Below are 24,914 nucleotides of genomic sequence, written 5' to 3'. Positions count from 1 at the left end.
CTTCTTCGCAGGTTATTGCGCTTTTTTTAGATTATTGACCTACTTCTGCTTTTTCCGAAGTCAACGTAATATTCGCAAACGCGTCTGCATCGTACTCCTTACCACGGGTAATATCGTAATTGGCTACCCGATTATTCACTGCCTCCAGCGAATAACGGAATAACGTCGGTACAATGGGCGCCTCCTCGCTCATATACGCCTGCCACTGGTTGTATATATCTTTACGATAATTGTCGTCAAAGGCTTTCACAGACACCCCTTCCTGCAACAGCTTATCATTCTCTTCACTGGTAAAGCGCGAGTAGTTAAAGCTGGCTCCGCGTCCATACAGCCCACTAGGGTCTACATCTGTACCCGTACTCCATGCGCCGCCAAAAATATCAATGCCAGGGTCATCCTTCTGCACACGGTCATAGAAAGAATTGAACTCAAGCAGACGACCGTCCACCAGCTCGACATGAAGCCCGACATCCTTCCAATTTTGCAAATAAAACTTCGCCAGCGATTCAGCTGTCGCATCCCCGCTCATTGCTGCATAATGGAGCACCAGTTCCTTACCTTTAGGGTCCTCACGGTATCCATCTCCATTGGTATCCACATATCCTGCCTCGTCCAGCAGCTTTTTCGCCTTGTCTGGATCATACGCAATGCCCTTCGCATTCACATCATGGTATCCCTTGAAGGCGGGCGGGATCAGGGATGTCGCAGGAGTCCGAAGCCCATGATAGAGCTGCTTGCCAACCTGCTCATTATTCAGCGCGTAGCCAAGGGCCTGACGTAATGACTTGTTCGCCAGCTTGGCGTTCGGGTCCATGATATTCAGACTCTTGGCCTGATCGAATTTGCCCAGCTTAAAGCCTACATAGCTATAAGACAATTCCTCCTGACCGAGAAACTGTACATTTTTCGGATTACTGGCCTCATTGTAACGGGTGGTCGGATAGCTGGCCCAGTCGATTTCTCCACTTTTCAACGCCTCGGTAATGACATTCGGATTCACCACCTTCAGATGAAGGCCATCCAACTTGGGCGCACCGCGGAAATAATCTTCATTTTTGACGAATTCTACAGATTCACCTGTGACCATAGATTTAATTTTGAATGGCCCATAGCCAATCGGATGTTTACGGACAGGATCAGATCCGGCCATGTCCTTCACAGGAATGTTCTGAAATACCTTCTTCTCCAGTGGTGTGGACCAGAGTCCCGACTTTACCGAAGGATTAGGTTCCTTAAAATGAATGGTAACCTCTTTCTCATTCAGCACCTTGATGCCAGAAATGTTTTTGGCCTTGCCGGCGTGATAATCTTCCATCCCTACAATGTTGGTCATAAAACTATCATAACGCGGACCTTCGTAGTCTTTGTTACCGATCACTTCATAGGAAAAGGCATAGTCCTCTGCCGTTACGGGATTACCATCTGTCCAGTTCAGTTTGGGATCAATTTTGACAGTCACCGCCTTATTGTCTGCGGAAAAGGAAATCGTCGCCGCTCCTTTATCGTCAATATTCAGATTGGAATCAATCGAAAACATGGAAGGGTAGAAAAACTGGAAGACTTCAAAATCCGGATTTCCATCATAAAATACAGGATTCAGAATACCTTCAAAAGGGGTGTCGGACACGAGTGCATAATTGATGATGCCGCCCTTAATCGGGGGTTTATCGTTCTTGACCGCCTTTGCCAGCGCAGTCGTATTCACCTGCTTGTTGTCGGACCCTGACCCACCTGTACCGTCAGACGATTTTACTCCACTCGAAGTGGAAGGCGAGCCGCTGCATGCGACCAAAGAAAGCACCAAAATGGCAGATAGAACAGGCAAAATTCCTTTTTTCCAGCTTTTAATCATTGTAAACCCCTCCTTGTCGTTGTCCTTATCCTTGAACTTCGGTTTAACCCAATCGTTGTCTGGCATCCGTGGCACGTTTGAGCGCCTGACCGATAAAATTAATCGCCAGCATCAGCACTAATATAAGCAGTGAGGCAGGCAACCACATCCACCAGCTGTTCTGCAATACATCCGGGTCATTGGCATAACTCACTAGTGTACCCAAGCTTGGAGTTGATTCTGGCAAGCCAAAGCCGAGATAGGACAGCCCGGTCTCAATCCCGATATTTCCTGCAAGACTGAGCGTTAGATTAACAATCACAACAGAGCTGAGATTGGGCAGCACACCCAACCAGATGATCTTCCAATTGGGTGTGCCAAGGGTTTTGGAAGCCTGCACGTAGTCCAGCTCCCGCTCCGACAGTACCTTGGCCCGGATCAGGCGCGCTTTTCCAATCCACAAAAAGGCAGTCATAATGAAAATAAAGGACCCTATGCCACTTTTGGGCACAATGCTGACAAATACGATAACCAGCATCAAGAATGGAAGCACTAGGATAAAATCAATGATTCGCATGATGATGTTATCGACCATTCCTCCATAAAACCCAGCCAGTAAGCCCAGCGTCAAGCCAATGGCGGCGGATAACAAAGTAATCGTAAAGCCAATGGTAAAGGAATTGCGGGCCCCAATGACCAACTGGCCGAATATATCCCTGCCCGCTCGGTCCGTACCCAGCCAGTGCACTGAGCCGGGAGCTTCGCGGATCGCGCCCAAATCGACCGTCGTGACTACATCCTGATTGACAAACAGGACAGAGGCATATATAAAAATCAAGAACAGAGCCACAAATCCAATGGAAATCAAGGCCATTTTGTCACGTACCAGCTCACGACGCAGTACAGACCAACTGGATGGTGATTTACGAATGATTTCCGGCGAGAAGACCTCCTCCACCTGCATAGACACCATAACCCCTCCTTTTCTCTAGACTTGTTCGCTATTCAATTCGAATGCGTGGATCGACCTTGCTCAGGATGACATCAGATAAAAGGGTTCCTAATAGTGCCAAGAAGCCGGAGATCATGACCAGCGCGTTCACGACTGAAAAGTCCCGTTGGGTGATAGACTGAAGAAACAACTGGCCCAATCCCGGATAACCAAAAATAGATTCCAGGAAAATGTTGCCGGCAATCACACCCGTCAGGTCGTAGCCCAAAAAAGCAGCAATGGGTAATAAAGAGTTCTTGAAAATATGACGGGAATAGATCTTTCCTTCGGGTACCCCCTTGGAACGTGCTGTTTTCACAAAATCCTTCAGACGTGTGTCAATGACCTCATTGCGCAAATATTGAATTGTAGCCGTCGTACTGAGCAATGCGCCTGTAACCGCCGGTAGTATGAGATGATACGATTTATTCACGTAATATGACCATGTCCCCGGTTCAACACCTACATCCACACTGCCGCTGGTTGGAAACCAGCCAAGTCTGAATCCAAACACGTACAGCAGCAGCAACGCGAGTATAAACAGAGGTGTTGCAAAGCTGAGATAGGTATACCCCACCACGGTTTTATCCAGCAGACTATGCTGATACCGACCACTGAGTACTCCCAGCGGAATGGCGATCAGATACGTCAGAACCAGAATCACTACACCCAGAAAGAACGTGTTCCCCAAACGACTGCCAATCAAATCGGTAACGCTAATTTTATGTACATAAGATTTACCCAGATCCCCATGAGCAAGCTGGACAAGCCAGTTCCCATATTGCACCCACACCGGGTCATTGAGTCCCAGTTTTTGCCGCTGTTCTTCCAGTGCAGCCGGATTCAGATTGGGTGTTGAAGTGATGAGCCCTGTCAGGGCATCCCCTGGCATAGCCTTAGCTAGGAAAAATATAAGCACACTCAGTGCAAAAAGTTGAGGGATCATAACCAGCAGCCGGCGCATTGTAAACTTCCACATATTCTGTACCTCCCTTAAGGTAGCGCGACTTGATGGGATGGACTTACTGATTTTAGTGCAAACGGCTTTCCACTCGCATCTAAATGTTTGGGCAGCTCTGACTTGTAAGAGGATAAAAGCTTCTGCCTTTTTCGAGCATTTTCTAGCCGCTTCGCAGGATCAATACTGGGAATGGTGGCAATAAGCCGCTGGGTATACAAATGCTGTGGACGCTCATAAATGTCCTGCTCGCTTCCCTGTTCCACTAAGCGACCTCGGTACATGATGCCGATTTGGTCACACATATGGCGGATAATACCCAGGTCATGACTAATGAACAAATACGTCAATTTGAACTCTCGCTGCACATCCTTCATAAAATTAAGCACCTGTGCCTGCACAGAAACATCTAGCGCCGATACCGGTTCATCAGCAATAATCAGTTTTGGATTTAATGTCAGCGCACGCGCAATCCCGATTCGTTGCCGCTGGCCTCCGGAAAATTCATGCGGATATTTGTAGGCCGCATCAGCGTTCAAGCCGACCTTTTCCAGCAGCATCTGCACTTTTCGACGCTCTTCCTCATTACTCAGCCTTTCAAAGTTCCGCAGCGGTTCAGCAATGACATCCAATACGCGCTTGCGCGGGTTAAGCGAAGAATAGGGGTCCTGAAAAATCATCTGAATGTCTCTACGCAGCGGATGGCGGTTATTCCGACTCAAAGCCGCAAGGTCCTTTCCATTAAAAAGAATCTGTCCGCTCGTCAGCTTATTCAGGCCGATAATCGTCCTGCCTGTCGTCGTTTTTCCGCAGCCGGATTCTCCCACTAGCCCATATGTTTGGCCTGCCTCTATGCTGATCGACACGCCATCCACTGCTTTTACCTGATCAACAACACGCTGGAAAAAACCACCGCGCACCGGATAATGAACCTTCAAATCATTTAGCTCCAGTAGTGCCATGAGCAGCCTCTCCCTTTGTTTCGTCTTCAAAATGAAAATGCTGGTAACATGTACAGCGGACCCAATGGCCGGGAGAAATTTCTTTTAATCGGGGATGGTCTTCATGCATTCTCTGCTGAATCCAGGGAATACGCGAAGCAAAGCGACAGCTATTGCGAGGAATATCTTGCAATGAGGGAACAATGCCACCAATGACATGCAGCGATTCTCCCTTGGTATGCGATCCCGGCATGGAGGCTAGCAAGGAACGCGTATACGGATGCTGTGGATGCCGGAATAATTCAAAAACATCAGCGCTTTCCACGGTTTCTCCGGCATACATGACCACCACACGGTCAGCTACTTCGGCCACAACGCCAAGATCGTGCGTAATCAGAATAATTCCGCTTCCAGTCTCCTGTTGAAGCTGTTTGAGCAAGTCAAGAATTTGCGATTGAATGGTTACATCGAGCGCAGTCGTCGGCTCATCTGCAATAATAAGTGAGGGTCGGCAAGCTATGGCAATCGCGATCATCACACGCTGGCGCATCCCTCCTGAAAGTTCATGTGGATACTGTTCATACACACGTACGGGGTTGGGTATATCCACGCTTTCCAGTAGCTCCAGTACACGTTCCCTTTTTTGCTTCGTAGATAGGGACGTATGATAATCGAGATTTTCCTCGATCTGCTTGCCAATGCTCATTAACGGGTTCAGTGCTGTCAGCGGGTCCTGAAAGATCATGCCAATGCCCGCTCCGCGGATTTTATTCATTTGCCCTGAGGAGAGACGGATCAGATCCGTGCCTTTAAAAAGAACCTTTCCTTCGACACGTGTCCGCTCCATGTCATGCAATTGTGGGATGGAAAGCGCCAGCGCGCTTTTGCCACAACCGGATTCTCCGACTACAGCCAGCACTTCATTGGGGTTGACCGTCAGATCCAGATGATCGACTGCCGGGTGGTATTGATCGTTGATACGAAAAGATACGGATAATCCTTTAATCTCCAACACAGGCTCGATATTCAATGCGCGCGTTTCCTCCATTCTCCATGGTCTTGTCCTGCTTATTCTCACCATGTTTGATGTTAAAACCTTCCACAAACATTACATACCGTTTTTGTCGGAATAATTTGAATACATCCTATCACCAGTATATGGATATATCAATTAAGATTATGCTATCAACATCATTTAAAAAATCAATGATCCAGCCGTAGCGCGACCTTCCTGGCACAAAATGTAATAAAATAACCAACCACAGGTTAATTTTCATCACAAAAAAGCCGTTTGATCCCCTACAGAGGACCAAACGGCTAACTAGCACCCAACCACTCACACTGAATTATTTTTTGCGTTTATTATGAAGCCGCTCCATAGGAGCCCGGCTTGAACGTTCTTGGATCGTACCATTTGTAGCCTGCTGCTGGAGCAGACCAAGGCTCCGGTTGCGGTTCTGTGGAAGCCGCAGGCTCTTCAAACGGCAGCAGCTTCGTCGGTTGATCCAGCGTTAAACCTGCCACATCGGATAATTTCGTGTAGTCCTGCTTCCACGCAAGCCATTGAACCGTTTGCACTAGGAAGGTGGCATCGTCTACTTCCTTAAAACCATCATATGTCTTTTTCGACTGTCCGTTTTCCTCACGTGCATATTTCGGAGTAGCATCTTCTACAGGGGAAGAATCACCGATAAATGCTGCCTTGCCTTGACCCACCTTGGAGATCGCAGCATAAGGACCTTCCGCACGGCCTCCGCCGTTATAGACTCCTTGGTCTACTGCATTGCCCCATTTTTTTGTACCTGTCGGGATATAGGCAATTCCTTTGGCTTTGGTAGGATCAATAATAGCCAGCGTAGATCCCGCATGCATGGCAATCGAGCGTACACCCTTGGTAATGCCGAAGGATTGATCTGCGGCTACGATGTCCGTAGCATTTACATCGCCAAGCGCATTATAACGGAAACGAACACCAAAGTTGGTCGCCAGCCAATCGGAGCTTGTTAATCCTTGCATCGCCGGCGATGCAGCTTCTTCTGCAGTCATGCCTTTGGCCGGATTAGTATAGGCTCCACGACGGTAGCCATTCATAACCTCGGAGGAATCCCAACGGTTTTTGTTACGGTCGGCATTATAATGGTCGGAGATGAAGAAGACACTTCCCCCGTTATTCACATATTGCAGCAGGGCAGCCTGCTCGGATGCCTTAAAGGCCACATTCGCTTCACCGATGATGAACACATCATATTGGCGCAGCTTATCATAGGTTATGGCCTGTTCTCCATAAGTAAAAGGAATAGGGCGGTTCAATTGATCCACAGTAAAGCCTACATTACGCAATCCATTGGCAAAGTCGGAGAAGGCGCCTTCAATGACCCAATCTGCTGCACCAGCCGTCTGTGCGTGCGTATTATCGAACAGCACCTTTTTGCCTTTTCCATCCGGCAGTGTAGTACTGGGTTGACCCGGGTTGCCAGGTTCAGGTTCGCCAGGTTCGCCAGGTTCACCTGGTTCCCCCGGCTCGCTTCCACTCACCAGTTCCACAGCGCTTGGACTTTTTACTCCACCAAAATTATTGTAGGCACCAAGCGTACCTGTCACGCGAATTTTGCTGCCGACCAGCTCAGGATGACCTGTTAACCCAAATTGCCCTCTGTACGCAGATGTCAGCTGCACATCCAATAGATTAGACGTGAAACGTTCATTGGCCTGGTCGGCAATCAGTACGTTAAAATCATTCGCAAACGGAGCAGAAAAATTAGCTGTTTTCGATCCGGTAGCATGTCCGACGATGTAGCCTTCCACCGTCACTGCACCTCCACTGCCTTGGCGCTGAAGTGCTTCGTCTACTGTCAATGCTCCCTCTGCCTTGACCTGACCGAATGGAACGAGGATCCCAATCAACAGCGATACGATCGCTGCTAGATGCAGCACCCCTTTCAAGCGTGAACCTGTGAACCGCAAGCCTTTTACCATACGTCAATATCCCTCCTATAATTCCATAAATGTACTTGTCCTCTATCAGATTAGCTGTCAATCTTCTAATTCCTTCCTGATTTCATCCATAAATATGTAAATTTTAATCTTTTTTATCGGAAACTCGCCTGTTTATGTAAAAATTGAAACCTGCGATTGACACCGAGCACGGCATACATTACGCTAAGAAAGATATGTAGAACGGTATACGCGAATGAAGATGACGGGAGAGTCTGTCCAGGAGCTTACACGCTGGCGGCACCGAAGGAGCAAGCCGCCAGCACCCGGCTGGCGGATAATCTCTCAGGTCCATGTATCGTCATCTGACGCAACTCTGGAGAGAGCGCAAGCCACCCAAGGGGTAAGGCGGTAAGGACACCGCACGAAACTCTCAGGTAACGAGGACAGAGATAAGGGAAACTTCCTTATCCTGTCCTTTTTTGCGCTCACATTGTACGTCAGCATTAGGAACCGTCATAGCTGCGCACAAACGCGGAAATACCATATACTATGGTACTAGAACATACAGGGGGCCACACCATGCGTTTCAAAGATGTATTTTCCATTATCGGTCCGGCCATGACCGGACCTTCCAGTTCACACACTGCAGGCGCGGTGCGGCTTGCACGCGTTGCCCGTCACTGGCTCGGGATGCAGCCGGACCGTGCCCGCATGACACTGTACGGCTCCTTCGCCGACACCTACAAAGGACACGGTACAGACCTAGCACTCATCGCAGGCCTGCTCAATTACGATACAGACGACCACCGAATTCCAGATGCCGAGCAATGGGCGGAGCAGGCTGGAATGGCCGTGGAGTTTGCCGTCAGCGGACTACCCGCGCCCCATCCAAATACCGTCCGTTTTGAACTGTGGAAGGGTGAGGATCAGCGCACACTGCTGGGTTCCTCCATCGGCGGCGGCAGCATCCATGTCCAGCAGCTCAACGAATTCCGAGTCAACCTGACCGGGGAGCTGGCTACGTTGGTGCTTCTTCACTCGGATAAGCCCGGCACATTAGGTGCGGTGACTTCAGCACTCGGCGCTGCCGACATTAACATTGCCTATATGCATGTGGATCGCAAAGGCCGAGATGGTGAAGCACTTACCGCCATCGAAACGGACAGTCCTCCTACGGCTGAACTGATCGCAAAACTACGATCCTTACCACATATGTACGAAATTAAAATGATTAATTTGAAAAAAGGAGCTGAATCTGATGCGATTTAGCCATCTGCATGAAATCAGCGCCATATGCGCGGAGGAATCCACCACGATTGGCCGCCTGATGATTCAAGAGCAGGTACAAGAGACGAATACAACGGAAGAAGAAATCTTCCGCCAAATGTCTGATTATTATGAAGTCATGAAGGAGGCCGTTCATCGTGGTCAGACACAAGACACCGTATCCCGCAGTGGATTAACAGGCGGTGACGGCAAGCGTCTGGCCGAGTATCTGCGGGCAGGGGAAACCTGCTCCGGCGACGCCTCCGCACTCGCCATGGCTTATGCGCTCTCCGTGTCGGAGGTTAATGCGTCCATGGGGCGTATTGTGGCTACGCCCACTGCTGGCTCTTGTGGAGTCATCCCCGGTGTGTTCATTAGTGCGCAGGAGCGGTTCGGCTGGGATGATGAGCATATGGTGCACGGCTTGTTCGCAGCCGGAGCCATTGGCTACGTCATCGCCAACAATTCCTTCATTTCCGGCGCGGAGGGAGGCTGTCAGGCTGAGATTGGCTCAGCCATCGGGATGGCCGCTGGAGCTATGGTCGAGCTACGCGGCGGCACACCTGAGCAGGCCGTTCACGCCGTAGGCCTAGCGCTCAAGAACACGCTCGGTCTGATTTGCGACCCCGTCGCCGGACTCGTCGAGATTCCGTGCATCGTGCGCAACGGGCTGGGAGCCGTGACCGCACTTGCCGCAGCGGATATGGCTTTGGCGGGTGTGCGCAGCGCCATTCCGTCTGACGAAGTCATTGACGTAATGCTTGAAGTCGGCAGCGCGATGCCGTCGAAGCACCGCGAGACCGCCAAAGGCGGCTTGGCCCAGACACCCACTGGCAAGCGTTTGACCGAATCACTGACACGCAACACATCAACCAAGAAGAATAAATCGTAGCTTCTAAGCTTTAAAAAATAAAAGAGCAAGCATATCGTCTCTAGACGTATGCTTGCTCTTTTTCTTTTCATTTTAACAGATTACTGAACGGTTACCTGTACCTTCGTCATTTTACCTGCATATTTCACTGTAATTACAGCTTTGCCCTTGCCCTGTGCCTTAATGTTGCCGTCTTTGACGGTCGCAACAATAATTCTGGACGAGGACCAGACAGCAGGTTTGGAAACATCCTTCTCCGACTCATCCTTATACGTGGCTGTAGCCGTAACTTTGGCCAGCTGCCCTGCCTTCAAAGTCAAGGCGACTTCGTCCGTTTGCAGGTATTTAAGCGTATCAACATCAACAGGTACGCTGATCACCTTACCGCCAAACTTCGCCTGAATGTTAGCCTTACCGTAGCTGACCGCGGTAACCTGACCCTTTTTGACGGTGGCTACCTTATAGTTGGACGTTTTCCATTCAGCTTGGGTTGTAACATCCTTTTCTTTGCCATCACTGGATTTAACTACAATCGCAATCGTTTTTTGATCCCCGGATTTTAGTGATAACGCAATGGCATCCGCTTCAATCTTTTGCGCTACGTCCACTTCTACCGTAAACGTAATGGTTTGCTTGCCATATGAAGCAGTGACCGTTGCCTTACCGCTTGCATTCGCTTTAATCAAACCTTCGCTAACTTCAACTACTTTTACATTACTAGTAGTCCAAGTGGCGTCCTTGGTTACGTCTGTTTTTGTGCCACCACTCTTAACGCCTGTTATTTTCAGCTGCTTTGTTTCCTGAGCACCAAGCGCAATTACACGCGAGTCTGTTTCCAGACGGTCCACAAGACCCACTTGTACGTTTATTGTCAGTTTTTTGCCGTTATAGGTCGCTGTAATAACCGCTTTACCGGCTGCTTTACCCGTAATCGTTCCTTTGGACACAGAAGCAATATCTTCCGCGCTTGAAGCCCACTCCGCATCCTGTGTCACGTCTTCCTTGCGTCCATCCGCATAAGTAGCCGTCAGAGTTGCAGTATAGTCCTCATTAATATCAATCGTTGCCGTTTTGGAAGACAAAGACAGATCACCAGGCACATTTACGGATACTGTAGCTGTAGCTGTTTTGCCGCCATAAGAAGCTGTGATCGTAGCCTCACCTGTTTTATAACCTGTGACTTCCCCCGCGCTGACAAAAGCGATATCTTCATTGCTGGATTTCCACTCTGCCTTACTTGTGATATCTTCTTCCGTACCTGTTACGTACGTTGCAGTCAGCTTGAGCTTTTTGGATTCCTTGGCGTTCAAGCTCAGCTTGTCCTCGCTCAAATCCAGAAATCTAGAGGTTTCGACATCTGTCTTGATCGAAACTGTCTTATCTCCATACTTAGCAGACACTGTAGCTGAACCCGCTCCAATGGCCATAATCGTTCCTTTATTCACCGTTGCAACTTTTTCATCGCTTGATGCCCAAGTAGCTTTATCTGTGATATCCGTTACTGTTCCATCCGGGTAGACAGCAGATACCTGAATTTTTTTAGATTCATCCAAACGGAGAAAAATATTGGTTTCGCTGGCTTTCAGCTTATTCGTCTGATCTACATCCACCGCAATCGTAGCGGACATCGTGCCATATTTACCTGTGATCGTCGCCTTACCCGCGCTATAGCCGGTAATAGTGCCTTTCAGTACATCTGCCACAGCTGCATTGCTGGAGCTCCACTCAGCAGACTCTGTCACGTCCTGTACCGATCCATCCGGGAACGTTGCTGTCAATTTAACCTTCTCTGTATCCTTCAACAAAAGAGAAACCTCTGATGAACTGACATCGAGACGTTTAACCTGCTCTACCTGTACAGCAATCGTTACAGTCTGTTGACCATAAACAGCCTTAATATTAGCTGTACCTGCTCCCTGAGCAGTAACCAATCCGTTGACTACAGTCGCTACCTTTTGGTTATCCGAGGTCCAGGTCGCATCACCTGAAACCTGAGCTGTCGTATTATCACTATAAGTCGCTGTCAAATCAATCTGTCCTGTGCCGCTCGAACGTAAGTTCAGGCTTTGTACATTGGATGTCAGCGCCTTAACCTTTTTCGTAACATGTACCTGAACCGATTGTACCTTCTCTTTATAGGTCGCTACCACGGTCGCTTCCCCTTCAGCTTTGGCTGAAACCGTACCGTTATACACTGTAGCGATAGCTGTATTATCACTTTTCCAATCCGTGCTTACGGTTACATTCGAGGTCGTCCCATCGCTAAAAACAGCCGTAGCCGTCAGCGCAGCCGTATCTCCCTGCTGCAAAGTTACCTCGTTAGAGGAAAGGACAATCTTGGAAAGCACCGCATCTGCTGCAGATGCAAACCCTGCATATGATGTAAAACTTGAAATCAGGATGACCAACGCCAGAAATCCGGACCATCTATTCTTCAAAATCTAATTCCCTCCCATTTCAATGCTAAAAATTGAGGATTTCGCAAAATCCCTACACCTACGTTTTATGTCGTCATATGGAAAAGAATAGTTTAGACTTTAAAGAAAATTTGGTCCTTATTAACTAGAATCGGTATTACCGAAGATCAAATCGTTAAATATACCCTTACTTTTACAAACAGCTATAAGCTGCTGCACGTATTCTCAAATGGTGATACTCTTCCATATTGGGATCAAGCTGATGCATATAAACGACGGAGAACTGTTCGCTCGGATCTATAGAAACCCATGTGCCTGCCATTCCCGTCCAGCCAAATTCCCCAATCGAGCTGTTTGCATGACCAGCCGCTTTATCCATTAACGTACGCACGCCCAGTCCATAGCCATAACCTGTATGGTATGAATTGGTGAAATCCGATAGTTGGGCTGTACTCAGATGATTTGTGCGCATTAAATCAATGGTTTTTCTCCCCAATAGCCTCACACCGTCTACCATGCCGCCATTTGACAACATTTGTGAAAATGTCAGGTATTCTTTGACTGTCGAATATAAGCCTGCGCCTCCACCTTCATATATAGCATCTGGCTGATGATGTTCATCCAAGAAACCTTCAATTTTTTCAAGTTTTCCGGCGTCTGTCCGTTGATACATGGAGGCCATCCGCGATTCAATATCTCCACGATAACGGTAACCTGTATTGTTCATTCCAAGTGGATCAAAGATTTCATCCTTCAAAAATTGTCCTAATGATTTACCTGAAATGACTTCAATTAGACCTGCAACAAGATCATGTCCATATCCGTATAACCATCGTGTTCCCGGTTCAAATGCAAGCGGAACTTTAGAAAGCGCTTTAATTTCTGTACGCAGGTCATATTTCCCTTGCTTTTCCTTTAAAGCTGTAATGACCTTGTGCATAGCTTTTCCTGTTTCTGAAAACTCGGAAGCATAAGGAAGCCCCGCACTCATATTGAATATATGCTTAATTAAAATGGGATTATCCGCCTTGTCAACGTAGGTGTATCCGTTAGGAGCAGTTTTGAATACATACGAATCGCGATACTCAGGTAAATATTCACACAAAGGCTCATTCAATAAAAATTGTCCGCGTTCGTAAAGCATAAGGGCAGCCGCACATACAACAACCTTTGTCATGGAAAACAAGCGATACACGGTATCTTCAGTAATCGGTTTCCGAGTTTCCACATCAGCATATCCATGATATCCTTCATACAACACTTGGCCATTTTGTGCAATGGCACAACCACACCCTGCCGGTCCATTCGCTAAGAATTGTTGCAATAGCTGATCTACCTTGTCAAAACGAGACATTTTCATCCCTCCTATTTTCCTTCAAAAGAAACAAGCTTCCCCTCACGCTCTAATTCCTGTTCCAACAAGCTCAACCTGACTCCTTGTAAGCGCTTATTCCCTTGCATCTATTTTAACGGTAAACTTGGTAAATACAAAGATGATTTGTCATCATCAGATAGCTTTATACCAACAACTCTGCCACCGTCTCTTTCCAGCGATTGATCACCGATTCCGGCTCCTTCAGGCGAATTGTGACACCTGTCAAGATATCCGCATATTGGGCCGAATCCTCTCTAGCTGCGAAAACCTGTGCCGCAAATCGCTCACGCACATGCTTGGCATCACGCAAAGCGGACAGATGTTCCAGCGACAACCGCACATAATGCGCCTGCCCGCCGGTGAAGACCGCGAGCGTCGCCTTCCCCGTACGGATTATGTTGCCCGTCGTGGTCGTACCGGGCCACAGTGCCAGACGCAGATTTTCCTCGTCCAGCGCTACAATCTCACCCACACTAATCATCGCTATGTGCGGCCACTGATCTTCCGTAACCGTCAACAGCATCATTGCTTCCTGTTGCTTGTGCTCCAACTCCTTGCCGTTCAGCAGCGTGAACAGTTCCTTACCGATCCTTGGCGTCTGCATGAAGTATAATCCCCTTTACATTTGGCCTATAACTTCAAAATACCATAAATTACGGCTACTTACGAACGACCCTATATCCGCTCTGGAATAGGAGGAACATGAGCAGCATCCGGAATATCTTGGGGGTTTACCTTGAACGCCGATTTATACTTTGCTGGATCAGTAATGCTATCCGGTTCTGAGGTTCGCCATGTGAACAGGCATACAGGGCATAACAAAACCTCCCAGGCACCTTTAACCGGCGAATGGGAAACGACTTCTGAACGATTGGACTCACAACGGGGACAAATATGCATCTGTCAGCACTCCTTTAAATTTTCTTTGTTTTTAAAAATATTTAGCGAAGCATTTGGCTCAACTTTTTCTCCCATTCCGCTACACCCAGCGGGGAATCGAGCGGCTGCGAGTAATGGCCTCTAATATCCGGTGCTACAGGGGTCGTCGCATCCAGTATCATTTTGTGCGTCATACCTGCCGGATCAGAGCCGGGGTCAAGCGGTAAAATAGACAAGCCAGGAACAATGACAGCATCATGCTTTGGATGAAGCTTGGTGGATAAAGCCCACATGACTTGCGGCAGATTGAACGGATCGACCTCCTCGTCCACCACAATCACCAGCTTGCAATACCCCAATCCATGCGGAGTCGTTAACGCACGCATTCCCACAGCCTTCGCGAAGCCGCCATACCGGGTTTTCGTGGAAATAATAGCGACCAGCCCATGCGTATACATGGCATTAACAGCTACGATTTCATTAGGAAAAGCATCCTTAAGCTGCTGAAACAACGGTACACTTGTATTCACACCGATCATATAATCCGTTTCCGTCCAAGGCATCCCGATGTACAGATGCTCAAAGATAGGCTGTTTGCGGTGATATACACGATTAATCTGAATGACTGGCATCGCGCGACCGCCAGAATAGTGACCTGTGAATTCACCGAATGGACCTTCATACTCACGTTCACCTGCTAACACTTCGCCTTCCAAAATGACCTCGGCTCCCCAAGGCAGATCCAGATCTGCATCCTTCGCTTTGACCACACGATAAGGCTCGCCCTGAATGGCGCCCGCCATCTCATATTCGGATTGATCGTACAGCAGCGGCGTAGAAGCAGCCGTTGTAATCACAGGCTCACATCCGAGGGCAATAGCCACCTTCAGATTTTCGCCACGCTCCTCAGCCTGACGGATATGGATCGCAATATCATGCTGTGGTACAGGCTGGATGCCCAAACGGTTCTTGCCTTTCACCTGCATCCGGTATAAGCCGACATTTTGCTTACCGTAGGTGTCCGGGTCATCCAGATCGCGTGAAATTAGAATTGCTTTATCCAAATAAAACCCTCCGTCCCCCTGATTCAAACGAAACAACGGCAAAATATCAAACAAATTAATATTCTCCGTAATTTCGACTTCATGAAAAGGAGCGGCTTCTTCCCGCTTCACGGGCACCGGAAATTGTTCATAGCGTCTGGCAAATTCAAAAAACTGCTCCTTGAGCGGCGTATTTTTGGGCATTCCCATCATGAGGGCATGATTGGGCCAGGAGCCCATCACATTCATTGCAATACGAGCATCCGTATATCCATAGATGTTGTTGAAAAAGAGAGCAGGCGTCTTATCTCCAAGATTGTTTAATGCTCTGTTAGCTGCTGCGAGGTCCGGCTCCGGCTTTACCTCATCGCTGATCGTGAGTAATTGTCCCTCCTTTTCCAAGGTGTGTAGAAAATCGCGAAAGTCTTTATAAGCCATCATTCATTCTCCTTCGTCTTTCGATTTCTCAATTCTGGTGCAGCCTGGAGTCATTCTGCTTCATCCCATCCCAGCGTTTGGCTGCGGTTGTGACAATACCGAACTGATCCAATGCGCGAAAAACAATATGATCCACTAATTCCTCGATACTTGCAGGATGATTATAAAAGGCAGGCATCGGCGGCAGGATCATCACGCCCATACGTGACAGCTCCAGCATATTTTCCAGATGGATACTGCTTAATGGTGTTTCTCTGGTCATGAGCAGCAGCTTCTTTCGCTCCTTCAGTATCACATCCGCTGATCGGGTAAGCAGGTTGTCCGCCATACCGATACGAATAGAGGCAAGAGTCTTCATACTGCAAGGAGCGACGACCATACCATCTACCCGGAAGGAGCCGCTAGAAATACGTGCGGCCTGATCCTTATACGAGTAGACTGCATCCGCCATTGCCTCCACATCCTTCACCGTGTAGCCTGTCTCATAGGGAATGTTGGCAATAGCCCACGGGGATAGCACCAGATGGCTTTGGACTCCAGCCTCCCGTAATTTTTGCAATATACGGATACCAAAGATTGACCCTGTCGCTCCCGATATTCCTACAATGATTTTCTTCATATGTCCCCTCCTTCCATCCCATCGTTTTATGTTCACCCATGCATTACTGTCAAAAATTATACGCCCGTTCCCTGCACACGAAAAATATATATAATATATGTAATGCATACTTTAAAAGTATTTAAATTGAAGCGTTGTTTAGAAATGAGGAGGAATCCCCAGTGGACTTGAAGCATCTGCAATACTTTTGCGTCATCGTGGAGGAAGGGCAAATCACCAAGGCCGCCAGAACGCTCAACATGGCCCAGCCTCCACTGAGTCAACAACTCAAAAATATGGAGGACGAGCTTGGTGTAAAGCTGATTTACCGTGAAGGAAAGAAGTGGGAAGTTACCGAGGCCGGATATACACTGTATACACGCGCCAAACGATTATTGGCTGAAATGGAGGACACCTGTAGAGAAATTGGGGAGTTTGAAAACAGAGTAACCGGCACACTTGCCATAGGCACGTCATCCGCCTGTATGTCTCTGATTACTGAACAACTCAGTCACTTTCATCAGGTTTATCCAGAGGTATACGTTAAAATAGGACACGGAGACACACATCATCTGGAAGAGCTGCTGCATCAAAATAAAGTCGATCTGGCCCTGCTGCTGCTTCCGGTAGACGACAAATCGTACCATACGATTGAACTGGAGGGCGTTTCTTTTGTTGCGGTTCTTCCGTGTGAATGGGCAGATCGCCATCCCAGTGGGGAAATTACATTACAGGAAGCTGCCAGCTATGACCTCTTGTTGGGACGCCGAACAGAAGGACACGGACTATACGAAACCGTCATCCGCAAATTTCAGGAACACCATCTTATTCCGCGCGTGGTACTGGACTGTCCAGAAATATCGACCATTCTCTCGCTCGTTTCCACAGGCATGGGAATTACCATTATTCCAGACGCTGGCTTGGGACAAGAATACGGGGACAGATTTCGCACACTCTCCATTAAGGAGCCATTCCCTTTCACACAGCCTGCCGTCGTATGGCGCAAGGATCGTTATTTATCCAATGCAGCTCGCAAATTTGTTGAAATTCTACAAGCTGGAGACACGAAAAAGACTGTTCCCGAGTAGATGCTCTACCGCTCTACTCCTGAAACAGTCTGATGCTGTATGAACTTCCTTCATTCGGTCGTTGATACCAACTTATTTAACTCCTTGATGCCGATACTCAGTCGGAGTCATTCCACATTTGCGCCGAAATACCTGTGTAAAATGCCTCATATCTTGATATCCAATCCGCTCGGAAATATCAGCCAGCCGCAGATGAGGATCATTTAGCAGTCGCTTTGCCTCTTCCATACGCAATGAAATAACGTAATCCTTATAGCCTTGTCCCGTCTTTTGCTTGAATAACTGGCTGAAATACACCGGATTTAAAAATACGATTGAGGCCACTTTTTCCAGTGACAGCTCCTCTGTAAAGTGTGCCCGAATATATTGCAATGCTACATCAACCGTATGCATACCCTTGCGGAGGCATTCTCCTGTATCCGCTGCTGCGGCTGCAATCTCCTCTGGTGTTCGTCTTAGTCGCGCTACCTCTTCAGGTATGGATGAGAAATTGTGGTGAACACCTGAACGTGTAATTTGCAGAGGCACTCTGACATAACGCTTCAAATGGGATTCAAGCAACGTCTCTAGCCGTGCAGCCTCTGCTTCATCCCTTAATCTTGCAATCCCCAGCAGACTATGGCGGTCTAGACTAACGACAAAGCCACTGCCTCCAGCCTCAATGAGCTCGGACAGTACATTTTCAATCATAAAATGCTCCAAATGCGTCTGCTTGTGATCAGGTTCCATGCGAACCATAAAAAGATGGAATTCTGGATAATTTTCGACGAAAGGCTGTATATCCAGCTTACCCGTATCCAGTCCGAGCGCATAACGCTGGAAAACAGCTTCACGCAAATAAACCATATTGGATTTAAGAAGCCTGCCCTCGTTCGCCTGTTGCGAGGCCACAAGCGCTTCGGCTGCTAACATTTCAATGCATTCCAGTAGCTTCTTTTTACCGATTGGTTTTAACAGGTAGTCTTTGGCACCCAGCTTTACTGCCCTTTGCGCATATTGGAAGTCGGAATGGGCCGAAATGACAACCCACTGCAGATGAGGATGCTTTCGCTTGGAAATGCGCATGAATTCCAGACCATCCATACCGGGCATGAGGATATCGGTCAATACAATATCTACAGGATGCTCCGCCAGAATGCCTGCTGCTTCCTCGGTGGAAGCAGCGAGATGAATGCCGCAGGTTGGTAGTGCTTGGCCAATAGTACGCCGAATCCCCTGTCGAATCATATTCTCATCGTCAGCTATCAGAATATTCATGTTTCTCCTCCTTCTGTGGCAGAGGCACACTTACAGTGACTGTCGTTCCGGCCCCTGGTGCGCTGGAGATCCGTAGGCCGTACTCTTCTCCGAACATGTGCCGTAGCCGTAAATTTAGGTTTTGCAGGCCGATGCCTCCCGCCTGCCCGCTGCCCGCCTGTTTGCCGGGTTCTGCCAAAGCGACCTGGACCACCCCCCATCGTTCATATTCCATCCCTACACCGTTGTCGATGATGTGCAGGCTCAATACACCGCCATACTCCTCCGCTCTGACGAGCAGTGTGCCACCTGTATCTGCATGAAGAGGCTCCAGCCCATGTTTCACCGCATTTTCAATCAACGGCTGTAAGGTCATTTTAGGTACACGGATATCCAGCCATCGTTCTTCAATGTGGACGTCAACAGATACCCTGCCCTCCAGCCGAGCCTGGATAATGGTGAGGTAGTGACCGACCTGCTCTACTTCTTCCCGAAGGCTCACATCGGCTCCCTCTTCCCAGTGACTGCTGTAACGGAACATATGGGATAAGGAGAGAACCACCTCACCGAGCTGATCCTGCCCCTTTTCATCCAGCATCCAATAGATCATATCCAGCGTATTGTACAGAAAATGTGGATTAACCTGCGTCTGCAGAGCGTGTAGCTCCGCATTTTTCTCGCTGACCGATGATATACGCACCAACTCAATCAGTTCTGCAATCTGCCTTACCATATGGTTGAAAGAGGTAGCCAACTGGTTGATTTCTTCATAGGATTCGATGTTTACCGTGTGGCGGAAATTGCCTGTCTCTACCCGTTTCATTTCCCGAATAACTCGTTTGAGCGGAAGGGAGATGCCCCTGGAGACGATAGACGCAATTAGCGCCGATACCATAATGAGTATAGGTGCCACGATAAATAAGTACCTTTGAGTTTGAGCCAGTTCCACATTTAGATCCTCGCTGGGTGTCACACTAATCACCGACCAATCGGCAAACGGAAGTTTGGAAGCGATTACAACTTTCTCATTATTCCGATCTACAATTACATCCTCCTCCGGGACCTGTGGCTCTAGATTTCGCAAATCTGGTGGTGGATCAGAAGAAGTAGCCGATACAATTCGATTTTCATGGCCCAACAGATAGACCTGACTATTAGTGCTCAGCCGTAAATTGTGGAGAGCGGACAATATTGAACGCGGTTCAGCCTCAAATAGAACAATACCAATCGGCTTGTGTTCATCCAGATCATAGAGCTGCCGTCCAAATGCAAACACAGGCCTGGTTTCCACTTGGTCGATGACAGAGTGAGGATAAACACCCAGCCATGCAATTTTGCCTGCCGACCTTCGAATTTCCCTGTACCATTCCGTATGCTCGTAATGAGTATCAATGACATTCATATAATTCCCATAATTGTATACCTTGCCTGTGTCTGTGATGACATGAATGCCGATTAGATCCTCGCGCGAATAGTAGATGGCTCCAAGGATATTCGTAATCGTACGTTCGTTGATGTAATTGACAGCAGGTAAATCACCATGATCTGTCGTCAGCAGACGAACCAAATCCATATTGTTGCTGATCGACTTGGAGAGACTGTTATAGCTGTCGAGTAGCAATTCGAACAATCCTGCCGTCTGAGATACATTTTTACGCGCAAGCTCACTGATCTTATCATGGAACTGCACCGTAGTACGGTTGTAAAATAATAGACTGACCGCCAGCACAATGCTGGACATGCTCAATAGGAACAGAACAAACAAGCGGTATTGAATGGATTGAAAACGGCGCATCATACCTCTGTGCGCTCCTTTCGCATCGGCCGCCTATCCTTTAACCGCTCCTGCAACCATGCCCTTGGTGATTTTTTCGGACAGGACAAAATAAATAATAATGACCGGTAAGGCTCCCATGACTAAAAAAGCACCAATATTGCCGTAGTTCACAGAATACTGGCTGACGAACGTATATACGCCGAAAGGGAGAGTTTTTAGCTTTTCGGACGAGATAAAGGTGGCAGCCATAATGTATTCATTCCAGATGTTAATGAAAGTTAAAATACACACTGTCATGATAGGCGGAATCGAGATGGGTAAGATTACACTGCGGAAGATACGATAGATGCTCGCTCCGTCAATGTAGGCGGATTCTTCAATTTCGTGGGGAATGGACCGCATAAAGCCGGATAGGATGAAGACCGCAATCGGTGTCTGAAAAGCAATGTAGGGTAAAATCAGCGAGAAATACGTATTCAGAATATGGACGTTTTTAAACATCACCATCAGCGGTAGCAGTGTAGCTTGCATGGGAATCATCATCCCGACCAAAAACAATGTCAGCACAACAGCCCCGAAACGCCAGCGAAAACGTGTAATTGCATAAGCAGTCATCGAGCTTAATACAATGACAAACATCATTGTAACCCCGGTCACCAGCACACTGTTTCCTAAATAACGCAAGTAGCTCCCTGATTCATAGGCTTCCTGGTAGTTGTGCCACTGGGGCACTTGAGGGAGTGCAAAGAAGCTTGAACTTAATATCTCTTCATTCGTCTTCAACGAATAGGTCAGCAGCCAAAAGAGTGGATACAGCTGGGTGACCACTAAGACGGCCAACAGGGAGAAAACCCCCATTTTTTTCAAAGCGTTCAACAGTCCCATCCCCTTTAGCTTACCTTATTTCCGATTCGTTTGAAAACAAAATTTATCACAATTGTAAATGACAAGCAGATTACTACGAGAAACGAAGCCAATGCACTGCCATACCCGTATTTCATAGATAAAAAGGACATATTGTACATATACGTGGATACTGTATCCGTCGCATGGGCTGGTCCTCCCCCCGTCATCACCCAGATCAAATCAAACGATTGCAAGGACCCGATAAAGGCTAATACAATAGATATTTTGAAAATAGGCACAATGAGTGGCAACGTAATGTAACGGTCTGCTTTGAATCCTTCTGCTCCATCAATTTTAGCTGCTTCATACAGCTCATTGGGTATGTTTTGTACCCCAGTAAACTGGATAAGCAAATGGTAGCCAAAATATTGCCACAACGATACAAAATATAGAGCATACATTGCTATCTGCGGTTCTGTCAGCCAAGAGCGTGTCCAGCTTTCCAGTCCGACCGCCATCAATATACCATTCAACATCCCACCCATCGAGGCCGGATTATAGATCGTTTTCCACAACTGGCCAATAATAACCACCGATAGAATGACCGGCAGAAAATACATCGTTACCAGTGTATTTGCCTTACGCACATAACGATTGAGTAAAATGGCCAGCAGCAGACAGAGCGGAATTTCCAGCATGGAAAATACAGCGAACATCATCGTTCGCTTCACGGACGGCCAGAACACTGGATCGGCCGTAAAAATACGCTTAAAATTAGTCAGCCCCACAAACTTCGCCTCTGCAATCCCGTTCCAATCCAGCAACCCGCAATACACAGATACCAAAATCGGAACAAATACCATACAGGTATACAGCAACAGGCAGGGCAGCACGAAAACGGCAATCGTGCGTGCCGGCACCTTCAGTACATTCATGCTCTAATCTCCTTTGTGTTGATTCGGAGCATCTTTCTGGGAATGCTTAGCCATATGTGATTCCGAATCAGGGAAGGGAACTTTCGCTCCCTCCCCTCAAGTCTGCTACTCCAGGATTTCGTAAAATTCGATTCCAGTCGCTCCAAAGTGCAATATCTAGACGAACTAGGCCATTTCGATCTATACATTCTTCATTGGAAGTCACCTATTGGATGTTTGCAAAATTCTCAATTATTTATTCGCTTCAAAAGTGTTCTGATGTTCCTTCGCAACTTGCGCAGAGTCTTCTTGTTGTACAAACAGGTTTTGAATGCTACTTAGATGCGCCTGTGCAATAGCCGGATTCATCGTATTATCAAAAGCAAGGTCCCCTCCTTTTACATTTTTGAACAGCTCATTGAGACTAATGGCTAACTCGGAATAACCCGCTTCCTTCAGATCGCCTTTCATTTTCTGACCGCTGCCAATTGCATTCTTCAGATCAAACTGAATCTTGGGCATCTCTGTAATAAAATAGTGCAGAAAGTCCTTCGTCTCCTGTAAATGTTCACTATTCGCAGATACCGCAAACGCGCTACCCGGCGCAATGACATACTCATTCACATTCCCTTTGCCATTCACCGTAGGAAATTGAAGCGCTCCGACCTTACCCGCTACTGGGGAGGCATCAATAGAACCTGTTTCCCAGGTGCCCATAATATACATCGCAGCTTTCCCTGTTTTAAAAATATTACCGCCTGCATTATAGTCAATAGATGTAGCTCCATCCGGGAAAGCCCCGGCCTGCACTAATTCCTGAAATGCATCCACAGCTTCCACAAAAGCCGGGTCGTTAAACGTCTTTTTGCCATCCAGCACATCATTGAGGAAGTTTGGTCCTTCATTTGTACGCAACAGAATATTCATAAAAAGGAGGGAACCGGTCCATGAATCCTTTTCCCCAATAGCAATTGGAGTAATTCCCTTTGCCTTCAGTGTCTTCACCGTTGTTATCAGCTCATCAAAGGTGGTCGGCAACTTTTGAATTCCCGCCTGCTCGAACAGTTCTTTATTGTAAAAGACCACTTCTATATTGTTACCATCCGGAAAAGCGTAAAGCTTATCATCGAAGCTATAGTAGTTAAGAAGGCCATCCTGAAACGTATCTTTTAACCCCTCTTTATCAGCTACATCATTTAATGGTGCCAGTAGCCCGGCATCTACGAATGGCTTCATCTGTGCAGCCGGATTTACAATCGTAATATCCGGTACTTCCTTCGCTGCTGCTTGTGTTTTCAGCTTGAGCTTTTGCTGATCTGTATTTAGCGAATCCAATTCAATTTTGACATGAGGATGATTCTGCTCGTATTGACTTACAATCTGCTTTATCATTTTGTATGAAGGGGTGCTCGGATCAGGATTGATGTTTTGAAAGGTAATCGTCACATCCTTCATTACATTGCCTCCACCCTTTTCCCCTGAATTTCCCGGACTTGCGCTCTGTCCGTTATTACAAGCTGCCAGCGTCAATGCCAAGGCGCCCGCCGCCACAACGGCAAACGCTTTCATTTTTACTCTGCTCATGTTCCTTTTCCTCCTCTGGTTGAAGCATTGCGCAATTTATCCTCCTAGTCGGTGGACACTCAATGCCCGCTTGTTCTTTTCATTATGTTACATAGAAAAGACGTGAACAATGCGTGAACTTAAGGAGAAGGGTTTGTTTTTTTAAGCCCTCATTTGCGTGCTTCAAAATTCATTCATATCATAACTTGCAATTTATCTAGAAGACAGGCATAATATGAATAAGATCTTTATTTGATAATGATTATCATTATTAAATGATAAATACACATAGACTTTAAAGGAGGCAGGACCGCAGTGAAAGAAGCTTTTAGTAAAACCTCCCTGCATATCGATGATTATTTGGATCTTCTCAATCTTGCCGTACAAGTCGGAGATACAAAGTGGCAAAAGGAAATTACCCGTAAACTTCAAGCCTTAAGTGCCCTCCAGGCAGAACAGGTTGAAATAGATTAACATCCTACAGTTAATACTGGATCTCAGTTGAAACAGCACGTCAGGCAGTACTGTACAAGGAGCAACCAGAGTATTGTAGTACTTCTAACCAAAGGCATGGCATGAGCCGTTCAGGTGACCGATAAATAAATCGGTTATACAAAAGAGGACCATGATCTCAGTAAGATCATGGTCCTCTTTACTTGTTGCTTGGCAACGTCCTACTCTCCCAGGACCCTGCGGTCCAAGTACCATCGGCGCTGGAGGGCTTAACGGTCGTGTTCGGGATGGGTACGTGTGGAACCCCTCCGCTATCGCCACCAAACATGAATTTACAGTGTAAATTCTTCCGTAAGGTTATTCGCTTCATCACAGATTGTGTGAATGAATCGCCATACGCTTGTCGTATGTACTTCTACATACTTTCAAGGTTACACCCTGAAAACTGGATCCGAAACTTCCTTGCGTCTTATCTTAGGATAAGCCCTCGAC

At 47.4% G+C, this 24,914-nt stretch carries 21 protein-coding genes, 1 rRNA gene and 1 riboswitch; of the genes, 4 read left to right on the top strand and 18 right to left on the bottom strand.

Annotation, left to right across the window (positions count from 1 at the left end; translation table 11 throughout):
• Positions 1 to 31: 31 nt before the first annotated feature.
• From opp4A to MMB75_RS23465, 6 genes are all read right to left on the bottom strand, one after another.
• Entirely contained in the window at positions 32 to 1,852 is a 1,821-nt protein-coding gene (gene opp4A, locus MMB75_RS23490) for an oligopeptide ABC transporter substrate-binding protein (protein ID WP_045245237.1), read from the bottom strand.
• A 43-nt stretch (positions 1,853 to 1,895) separates the two neighbouring features.
• Positions 1,896 to 2,795, bottom strand: a complete 900-nt coding sequence (locus MMB75_RS23485) for an ABC transporter permease (protein WP_017427176.1) — start codon at positions 2,793 to 2,795, stop codon at positions 1,896 to 1,898.
• 37 nt (positions 2,796 to 2,832) lie between these two features.
• Positions 2,833 to 3,801 (bottom strand): oligopeptide ABC transporter permease, encoded by a 969-nt coding sequence (opp4B, locus tag MMB75_RS23480; protein ID WP_017427175.1) that lies wholly within the window; start codon positions 3,799 to 3,801, stop codon positions 2,833 to 2,835.
• A gap of 14 nt (positions 3,802 to 3,815) precedes the next feature.
• Positions 3,816 to 4,742, bottom strand: coding sequence for an ABC transporter ATP-binding protein (locus tag MMB75_RS23475; RefSeq protein ID WP_016818866.1), 927 nt, complete (start codon positions 4,740 to 4,742; stop codon positions 3,816 to 3,818).
• Entirely contained in the window at positions 4,720 to 5,751 is a 1,032-nt protein-coding gene (locus MMB75_RS23470; RefSeq protein ID WP_080942710.1) for an ABC transporter ATP-binding protein, read from the bottom strand. Before MMB75_RS23470 ends, MMB75_RS23475 begins: the two co-directional genes overlap by 23 nt.
• 332 nt (positions 5,752 to 6,083) lie before the next feature.
• Positions 6,084 to 7,697 carry a DUF6359 domain-containing protein gene (locus MMB75_RS23465; RefSeq protein ID WP_045245235.1) on the bottom strand — a complete coding sequence of 538 codons (1,614 nt, stop codon included), beginning with the start codon at positions 7,695 to 7,697 and terminating at the stop codon, positions 6,084 to 6,086.
• A gap of 214 nt (positions 7,698 to 7,911) precedes the next feature.
• Positions 7,912 to 8,026, top strand: a riboswitch (glycine riboswitch).
• 211 nt (positions 8,027 to 8,237) lie between these two features.
• Between MMB75_RS23465 and sdaAB the strand changes: the two genes are divergently transcribed.
• Both sdaAB and sdaAA read left to right on the top strand, forming a co-directional pair.
• Complete coding sequence (gene sdaAB / locus MMB75_RS23460) at positions 8,238 to 8,927, top strand: L-serine ammonia-lyase, iron-sulfur-dependent subunit beta (protein WP_016818869.1); 690 nt, start codon at positions 8,238 to 8,240, stop codon at positions 8,925 to 8,927.
• Positions 8,917 to 9,816 (top strand): L-serine ammonia-lyase, iron-sulfur-dependent, subunit alpha, encoded by a 900-nt coding sequence (sdaAA, locus tag MMB75_RS23455; RefSeq protein WP_016818870.1) that lies wholly within the window; start codon positions 8,917 to 8,919, stop codon positions 9,814 to 9,816. The genes sdaAB and sdaAA overlap by 11 nt, the downstream gene beginning before the upstream one ends.
• An 80-nt stretch (positions 9,817 to 9,896) precedes the next feature.
• Here the strand turns inward: sdaAA and MMB75_RS23450 are convergent, their stop codons facing one another.
• The 6 genes from MMB75_RS23450 to MMB75_RS23425 all read right to left on the bottom strand — a co-directional run bounded on the left by MMB75_RS23450 (position 9,897) and on the right by MMB75_RS23425 (position 16,566).
• The gene (locus tag MMB75_RS23450; protein WP_016818871.1) at positions 9,897 to 12,233 is read right to left on the bottom strand and encodes an Ig-like domain-containing protein; all 2,337 of its coding nucleotides are present in this window, start codon (positions 12,231 to 12,233) and stop codon (positions 9,897 to 9,899) included.
• Positions 12,234 to 12,405: 172 nt separating this feature from the next.
• Positions 12,406 to 13,566 (bottom strand): serine hydrolase domain-containing protein, encoded by a 1,161-nt coding sequence (locus tag MMB75_RS23445; protein ID WP_017427171.1) that lies wholly within the window; start codon positions 13,564 to 13,566, stop codon positions 12,406 to 12,408.
• A 163-nt stretch (positions 13,567 to 13,729) separates the two neighbouring features.
• Positions 13,730 to 14,191, bottom strand: a complete 462-nt coding sequence (locus MMB75_RS23440) for a pyridoxamine 5'-phosphate oxidase family protein (protein WP_045245234.1) — start codon at positions 14,189 to 14,191, stop codon at positions 13,730 to 13,732.
• A 71-nt stretch (positions 14,192 to 14,262) separates the two neighbouring features.
• Positions 14,263 to 14,487 (bottom strand): non-oxidative hydroxyarylic acid decarboxylases subunit D, encoded by a 225-nt coding sequence (locus tag MMB75_RS23435; RefSeq protein ID WP_016818874.1) that lies wholly within the window; start codon positions 14,485 to 14,487, stop codon positions 14,263 to 14,265.
• 41 nt (positions 14,488 to 14,528) lie between these two features.
• Positions 14,529 to 15,947, bottom strand: coding sequence for a non-oxidative hydroxyarylic acid decarboxylases subunit C (locus MMB75_RS23430; RefSeq protein WP_025363806.1), 1,419 nt, complete (start codon positions 15,945 to 15,947; stop codon positions 14,529 to 14,531).
• A gap of 28 nt (positions 15,948 to 15,975) precedes the next feature.
• Positions 15,976 to 16,566, bottom strand: coding sequence for a UbiX family flavin prenyltransferase (locus tag MMB75_RS23425; RefSeq protein ID WP_016818876.1), 591 nt, complete (start codon positions 16,564 to 16,566; stop codon positions 15,976 to 15,978).
• A gap of 161 nt (positions 16,567 to 16,727) precedes the next feature.
• Between MMB75_RS23425 and MMB75_RS23420 the strand changes: the two genes are divergently transcribed.
• Positions 16,728 to 17,633: a LysR family transcriptional regulator gene (locus tag MMB75_RS23420; RefSeq protein ID WP_045245233.1), complete on the top strand. Its 906-nt coding sequence runs from the start codon at positions 16,728 to 16,730 to the stop codon at positions 17,631 to 17,633.
• A gap of 72 nt (positions 17,634 to 17,705) precedes the next feature.
• Here MMB75_RS23420 and MMB75_RS23415 read toward each other — a convergent pair whose 3' ends face one another.
• The 5 genes from MMB75_RS23415 to MMB75_RS23395 all read right to left on the bottom strand — a co-directional run bounded on the left by MMB75_RS23415 (position 17,706) and on the right by MMB75_RS23395 (position 23,990).
• Positions 17,706 to 18,890, bottom strand: a complete 1,185-nt coding sequence (locus MMB75_RS23415) for a response regulator (protein WP_025363804.1) — start codon at positions 18,888 to 18,890, stop codon at positions 17,706 to 17,708.
• Positions 18,871 to 20,667, bottom strand: coding sequence for a sensor histidine kinase (locus MMB75_RS23410; protein WP_045245232.1), 1,797 nt, complete (start codon positions 20,665 to 20,667; stop codon positions 18,871 to 18,873). The genes MMB75_RS23415 and MMB75_RS23410 overlap by 20 nt, the downstream gene beginning before the upstream one ends.
• Positions 20,668 to 20,697: 30 nt before the next feature.
• Positions 20,698 to 21,531: a carbohydrate ABC transporter permease gene (locus MMB75_RS23405; protein WP_375761834.1), complete on the bottom strand. Its 834-nt coding sequence runs from the start codon at positions 21,529 to 21,531 to the stop codon at positions 20,698 to 20,700.
• Positions 21,532 to 21,536: 5 nt separating this feature from the next.
• Positions 21,537 to 22,427, bottom strand: coding sequence for a carbohydrate ABC transporter permease (locus MMB75_RS23400; protein ID WP_045245231.1), 891 nt, complete (start codon positions 22,425 to 22,427; stop codon positions 21,537 to 21,539).
• Positions 22,428 to 22,658: 231 nt separating this feature from the next.
• A complete protein-coding gene (locus MMB75_RS23395; protein ID WP_045245230.1) occupies positions 22,659 to 23,990 on the bottom strand; it encodes an extracellular solute-binding protein in 1,332 nt (443 codons plus the stop codon).
• 294 nt (positions 23,991 to 24,284) lie between these two features.
• Between MMB75_RS23395 and MMB75_RS23390 the strand changes: the two genes are divergently transcribed.
• Entirely contained in the window at positions 24,285 to 24,443 is a 159-nt protein-coding gene (locus MMB75_RS23390; protein WP_013369026.1) for a hypothetical protein, read from the top strand.
• Positions 24,444 to 24,630: 187 nt separating this feature from the next.
• Here the strand turns inward: MMB75_RS23390 and rrf are convergent.
• A 5S ribosomal RNA gene (rrf, locus tag MMB75_RS23385) occupies positions 24,631 to 24,747 on the bottom strand.
• Positions 24,748 to 24,914 lie beyond the last annotated feature (167 nt).

It is taken from the genome of Paenibacillus sp. P2(2022) (genome assembly GCF_029522175.1).
Taxonomy (GTDB): Bacteria; Bacillota; Bacilli; order Paenibacillales; family Paenibacillaceae; genus Paenibacillus; species Paenibacillus polymyxa.
The sequence above is the reverse complement of the archived record's forward strand: the minus strand, read 5'-3'. Positions and strand labels throughout refer to the sequence as shown.